Source organism: Macellibacteroides sp. (assembly GCF_050251695.1).
Lineage (GTDB): Bacteria > Bacteroidota > Bacteroidia > Bacteroidales > Tannerellaceae > Macellibacteroides > Macellibacteroides fermentans.
The window spans coordinates 1-6,440 of sequence record NZ_JBFWMI010000128.1 but is presented as its reverse complement, the minus strand read 5'-3'; the positions used below and the strand labels follow the sequence as shown (position 1 = coordinate 6,440).

5 protein-coding genes and 1 tRNA gene are annotated in these 6,440 nt (G+C 39.2%); 2 read left to right on the top strand and 4 right to left on the bottom strand.

Features of this window, described 5'->3' with window-relative positions; genetic code table 11:
* Both AB7E53_RS13650 and argB read right to left on the bottom strand, forming a co-directional pair.
* On the bottom strand, positions 1 to 1,557 hold a 1,557-nt coding region (locus tag AB7E53_RS13650; protein ID WP_446776279.1), incomplete at its 3' end, for a carboxypeptidase-like regulatory domain-containing protein.
* 409 nt (positions 1,558 to 1,966) lie between these two features.
* On the bottom strand, positions 1,967 to 2,734 hold the full coding sequence (argB, locus tag AB7E53_RS13645; RefSeq protein ID WP_371688928.1) for an acetylglutamate kinase: 768 nt from the start codon (positions 2,732 to 2,734) through the stop codon (positions 1,967 to 1,969).
* A 76-nt stretch (positions 2,735 to 2,810) separates the two neighbouring features.
* On the opposite strand from argB, the gene AB7E53_RS13640 reads away from it, so the two are divergent.
* A tRNA-Gly gene (locus AB7E53_RS13640) sits at positions 2,811 to 2,883 on the top strand.
* A gap of 225 nt (positions 2,884 to 3,108) precedes the next feature.
* Positions 3,109 to 3,582, top strand: coding sequence for a WbuC family cupin fold metalloprotein (locus AB7E53_RS13635; RefSeq protein WP_068182673.1), 474 nt, complete (start codon positions 3,109 to 3,111; stop codon positions 3,580 to 3,582).
* Between the two features lie 16 nt (positions 3,583 to 3,598).
* Here AB7E53_RS13635 and AB7E53_RS13630 read toward each other — a convergent pair whose 3' ends face one another.
* Positions 3,599 to 5,431 carry a peptidase U32 family protein gene (locus tag AB7E53_RS13630; protein WP_446776277.1) on the bottom strand — a complete coding sequence of 611 codons (1,833 nt, stop codon included), beginning with the start codon at positions 5,429 to 5,431 and terminating at the stop codon, positions 3,599 to 3,601.
* A 1-nt stretch (position 5,432) separates the two neighbouring features.
* Positions 5,433 to 6,365, bottom strand: a complete 933-nt coding sequence (metA, locus tag AB7E53_RS13625; RefSeq protein WP_079684553.1) for a homoserine O-acetyltransferase MetA — start codon at positions 6,363 to 6,365, stop codon at positions 5,433 to 5,435.
* Positions 6,366 to 6,440 lie beyond the last annotated feature (75 nt).

Below are 6,440 nucleotides of genomic sequence, written 5' to 3'. Positions count from 1 at the left end.
GAAGTCCAAGTTAGCTTTGTATTGGAATTTCAGGAATTCAGCAATTTTATAACTTATACCAACATTACCATAGACACGGTTACGTGAGTCATTCTGATAATTCATATAACGACTCCAATATGGGTTGTTACTGTAGTTGGGTGTAGCATCATCCCAAGCTACACGGTTCCATGTTGCCTGCGTTCCATCCGGCATTTGATATAAAGATTTCAATTCCTTCATATCCAATTCGCGGTGTCCCCACTGAATGAATTTCTGCATTACGTTGTTATCACCATAACCTGTTTCTGAACGACCTTTTGCTGCCGAATTGAAATAAGTTACATTCGTGAAAAGTTCCAAACGCTTGTCGGCACTTGTTGTTGAGGCCGATACATTGAAAATATTTTTCTTCAATGAGCTGTTTGGCATAAATCCCTTCAAATCAGAATTGGTATAAGATATACGAGCTGAAGCTCTGTCGGTTGCCTGAGCTACAGATACGTTGTTTGTAAATACAACACCGGTTTCAAAAAATGAATCGATATCATTTGCAGGAGTCTGCCATTTAGACGTTGTAGGATTACCAACTTTACCTCCGGCTTCCCATTTTGCTAAATCGTACCATGAAAGAATTTCCTGACCTTCATATTTATCACCCCAACTTTCGTCGGTTGCCATATCAGGATATTGATATTCTTTTCCATTAATTTTAACGGTTTCAAATCCATAACCACCACCATAGAGTTTCTGCATCTTTGGCATCTTATTAACGACTTCAAAACCTAAAGAGCTATTGAATGTTACACCGTAACCTTCTCCTTTTTTCCCTTTTTTAGTTGTAATCATTACCACCCCGTTGGTTGCACGTGAACCGTAAAGTGCAGAAGCATTAGGACCTTTCAATACTGAAATATTTTCAATATCATCCGGGTTTAAGTCTTGAATAAGGTTACCATAGTCGTAACCGCCAGCACCTCTGGCCGCATTAGTAGAGTTGAAATCGGTTCCTTCAATAGGTACACCATCGATAACAAACAAGGGTTGGTTGTTTCCGGATATTGATTTTACACCGCGAATAATTACTTTTGAAGATCCACCCATAGAACCTGCTCCTCCCTGAATCTGAAGACCGGCCACCTTACCTTGTAAAGCGTTGATTGGGTTACTTACACCGCCACGTGCCTTAAGCATTTCATCTCCTTTTACTTCTGATACTGCATAACCCAGGGCTTTTTTCTCACGGGAGATACCCAAAGCGGTTACAACAACCTCATCCAGATTTTGAGTATCTGCTTTCAATAGAACACGTACATTGGGAGCAATAGCTACTTCTTGTGCTGCCATACCAATGTAAGAAATCACCAGCGTTTTTGCTGCTGAAGGAACGCTTAAACTAAATTTACCATCATAGTCTGTTACAGTTCCAGTAGTTGTTCCTTTAACAATTACCGACGCTCCAATGACTGGCTGATCGTCTTCGGCTGAAATAACAGATCCTGTTATCTCCCGCGTCTGAGCGGTTGCCAATCCAATGCCTATCAAAAGGCATAAAAATAGAAAAGTCAACTTTTTCATAGACATACTTTTAACATTTAACTTATAAATACACACACTTTAGCTTAATTTTATTAAAATGCAAAAGTAATATAAAAAAATAGCAAACAACATTTTAAAGTCATTTTTTCTAATTTTTTGTTATTATTTTATCAAATATCAAATCATTTTGACTACTATAAGAAGCTTTTTACTAATAATATGATTTTTATCAAATTTCAATTTATAAGTAACATTATTACTTTATATATTTCATTTATCTAACATTATGACATATTGATAGATATACTTTCTATTTTATTTGATTAACAGGGCTCAACAATCGTTAACAAACCACTTTAAAGGCGGTTTGATTACAAAAAGACAGGGGTTGTTACAAAATTAATTGTAACAACCCCTAAAAGGATTCATCTTGAGATGTTTATAATTTTTACTTTACGCAGGTACCTTGTCCAGGTGCAATTGCATCTGCTTTCGTTATTATGACTTCTTTTACACCGGCTTCAATTGCCTGAAAAGAATTTTCAAGTTTCGGAATCATTCCTCCCTGAATAATACCTTCTGTTACCAATTGTGTAAAGGTGTTTCGATTTATAAGAGGAATCAGCGTATTGTCATCGTTTTCATCCCTCAAGACACCTTTCTTTTCAAAACAATAAACTAAGGTAACATCGAATGAAGTAGCAAGAGCTTTGGCAGTCTCTCCCGCAATGGTATCTGCATTTGTATTGAGCATATTGCCCTCTTTATCGTGAGTTAAAGGAGCTAATACAGGAACAATACCCTGTTTAATCAACGATACGAGTAAAGTTGCATTAACCTCTTTCACATCACCCACATATCCGTAATCGACAGTTGTTACCGGGCGCTTCTCTGAACGAATCAGATTCATATCTGCTCCGGTCAACCCTAATGCATTTACATTTAATGATTGTAATCCGGCAACAATACTTTTATTTACAAGTCCGCCATAAACCATGGTAACTACTTTAAGTGTTTCGGCATCGGTAATTCGCCTGCCTTCTACCATTTGGCTTTCAATACCCAACTGAGAAGCAATTTTAGTTGCCGATCGACCTCCTCCGTGTACTAATATCTTGTAACCCTCCAAAGCGGAGAAATCTTGTAAAAGCTTACGCAGCGTAGCTTCTTCTTCAACGATTTTCCCACCTACCTTTATTATTGTAAGCTTATCCATTAATATGTGAATTAATATAATTTTGATGCAAAGTTAAGATATTTCGAAAGATTTACATACATTTGCAGCCATGAATGCGGTAGTAGCTCAGTTGGCAGAGCGTCGGCTTCCCAAGCCGAAGGTCACGGGTTCGACCCCCGCCTACCGCTCGAACATAAAAAAACCGTCCTATTCTCACGAACAAGACGGATAACCTAATCTAACTTAATTCTAATACCATGAAAAAACACTATATCCTTAAAACAGTATCGTAATAAAAAAGTTCAAACACTTATATATTTTATCTCTTATTTACTTTTTTTCCAAATAAAGAGATATATTTATTTCTTTCACCTATAGTATAACTGGAAAATATTACATAAATCGTATTGATGATGAAACTTATTACAGAGCATTTACTCGATGAGACAACAGCTAAGGCAAAAGCGAATCCTCGCTTGCGAATGAATTATAATTTCCACGAAGAGTTGGACGATCCCGTAAACAGGTTACTAAATGCCATGGAGCCAGGTACCTACTTGCGCCCCCACAGGCATCTCAATCCGGATAAAGACGAAGTATTTATTCTCCTTAGAGGTAAAGCTGCGGTATTTATTTTTGATGAGGTTGGAAATGTAACTGAATCGATCATTCTTTCGCCAGCTGAAGGAATGTATGGCGCAGAGATAAAAGCAGGAGTATGGCATGGAATGGTGGTTCTTGAATCCGGTTCAGTAATTTATGAGGTGAAACAAGGACCATTCGCCCCATTATCTGCAGACAATCTGGCTCCCTGGAGTCCTGCTGCTGAAGACAAAGATGCAGCCGATGCATATATAAAGAAACTGGAATCACTTCTTATTAAGTAATCCCAGTCTCCGTTTATCATTTGTTATCGTGAAAAACAAGCATCTGACAATGTTTGCAATCAAACTCCAGTTTCAGACGTGTATCTTTATAAACTAAATAAAAGGGCTCTTTCCAAGGGCTCTTTTGTTTTTGATGTACCGGGCACCACCCCATACTGTAACGGATGCAATGCTTTGTAAACATCAAGGGTACCTCTTTCAAAGGTTTCGCCTCGAATGCCGGCGCAATTCTCTCTACTCCGTGAGTTTCGTAGAATGTCTGCGCTTTACTGTTATACACATTTCCCAAATAGGTGAGCTCTTTGACGGGGTAGGAAAAATTTATTTGATTGTTGGAATGCTTTACAAGCTCACGCTTAGAGGAAATGATTCGAACCTGAAGAAGCTTTTCAATTACTTCCCTCCGCATTTCGGCGATTATAGAAGATGGAACAAACCAATTACCAGTGGTGTTCACCTTTATATCTGCTGCCTTGAAGATTGTTCCTCCCAGTTTTTGAAGTTGCGTGCGGATATTATCCTCCTGAGGTTTACGGGCAAGCTCCTTATCAAATGCATAAGTAACCATGGCCCGACAACCGGTTTCGTCGGTAGCCGACAATGTAAAACCAAAAGCATTATCAGAAAATTCGATTGAGACGTCTATTTTTCTTTCTGCCGAAGGCTTTTCAAGAAGCTTTTCAAAAGCATGATCGTAATTACGGTATAAGATAGTTTTTGGAGATATCCGGGGCATCTCTAGTGGGAATACCCGGTTTTCTTCTACCCTGTTTACACGAAATCCTTCCAGGTTGCCTTCAGAATTAAAAAATATAAGTCCGTCGCCATTGGATAATTGCTTTGTCCCGGCTATGGTAAAGGAATTCCCTTTTAACTCTTTTACGGTTCCTACCCTTTCACCCACCGACTTGGGGGTATCGAATGAGGTAATATCTTTTTGCCGTTGCTGAAGAAAAAAGGAGGTAAAACCTCTGTTGAAACTTTTTTCGGCTATCGGTTCAAAGGTATAGGTTTCGTGACCTACCGATGCTCTTTTGTATTCGGGACGCTTTGCAAACAGGGCATCTAATTTCTTACGGTAATAGGCTGTAATATTTTTAACGTAGGATACGTCCTTAAGCCGTCCTTCTATTTTCAATGAGGTTACACCTGCATCCAACAAACCTTCCAGATGTTGCGACTGATTCAGATCCTTCAAGGACAACAAGTGTTTATCTTTCAATATTTCGTTTCCTTCGGCATCCAACATAGTGTAGGGTAACCGGCAATATTGAGCACATTCACCTCTGTTGGCACTACGTCCGCTTAAAGCAGAACTGATGTAACACTGCCCACTGTAACTTACACACAACGCCCCATGAACAAATACTTCAAGGGGAACTGTTGTTTCAGATGCGATGGCATGTATTTCATTTAATGATAATTCACGGGCAAGTACCACCTGTGTAAAACCTGCATCTTGCAGAAATTTCACTTTGGCAGGCGTACGGTTGTCGGTCTGCGTACTTGCATGTAAAGGGATTGGAGGTAAATTAAGCGATAGTATTCCCATATCCTGAACAATCAGGGCATCTGCACCTGCACGATATAGTTCCCAGATAATTGTTTCGGCATCAGGAAGCTCTTCATCTGTCAGAATTGTATTAAAAGCAACATATATTCTGGCTCCAAACTGATGCGCATACGAGCATAGAGTCCGGATATCTTCCAACGTATTACCTGCTGCTGCACGGGCACTGAATTTTGGAGAACCTATATATACGGCATCGGCTCCATGATTAATGGCTTCAATACCACATTGTAAATCTTTGGCAGGAGCCAGGAGTTCAATTGAACGGACTTTAGGCATGTTATAAATTTCCCAGATTTTTGATATCTTCTATATTGTACGGTGTCTCCTGATAGACGAAATAATTGAGCCAGTTTGTAAATAACAAATTGGCATGACCACGCCAGCGTACCAAGGGCCCTTGAGCAGGATCGTCGTTTCTGTAATAATTACGTGGAACTTCAATATCCATACCTTTCGCAACATCGCGAAGATACTCTTCGTTCAACGTGTTGGGAGAATATTCAGAGTGTCCTGTGATAAAAAACTCGCGGCCACCACGTGCCATAACCATGTAAACTCCAGACTCACTACTCTCCGACAATAACGTAAGCTCCGGAACATTCAAGATATCTTCTTTTCTGATTTCAGTATGTCTGCTATGCGGAACAAAAAATTCATCGTCGAAACCTCTGAAGATTGGATTCGATGCGTCGTTTAGTGTATGTTTAAATACACCAAACATCTTTGCAGGTAATTCGTATTTGGGAACGCCATGGAAATGATACAAACCTGCCTGAGCAGCCCAACAGATATAAAGTGTAGATGTTACATGTGTATGTGCCCAGTTAAAAATCTGGGTTACCTCATTCCAATAATTAACATCTTCATACTCCATCAATTCGACAGGGGCTCCGGTAATGATCATTCCATCGTAATAATCGTTTGCAATTGTTTCGAAATCTTTATAGAATTCTTCCATATGCTCGATTGGCGTATTCTTAGGCGTATGACACGATATTTTGAGAAAATCCAATTCTATCTGCAACGGACTGTTGGATAGTAAACGGATAAAATCAGTCTCAGTCGTTATTTTTAGCGGCATTAAGTTAAGCACAACCATGCGAAGCGGACGAATATCTTGTTCGGATGCGCGTAGCGAGTCCATTACAAATATATTTTCCTTCTTGAGCAACTCAATGGCCGGCAGATTCTTCTGTAAATTTAATGGCATAATTCTATCAATATTTAGCTGGCAAAGTTACACAATAAAATTGAATATTATAATATGATACGCAATGGCCATCCG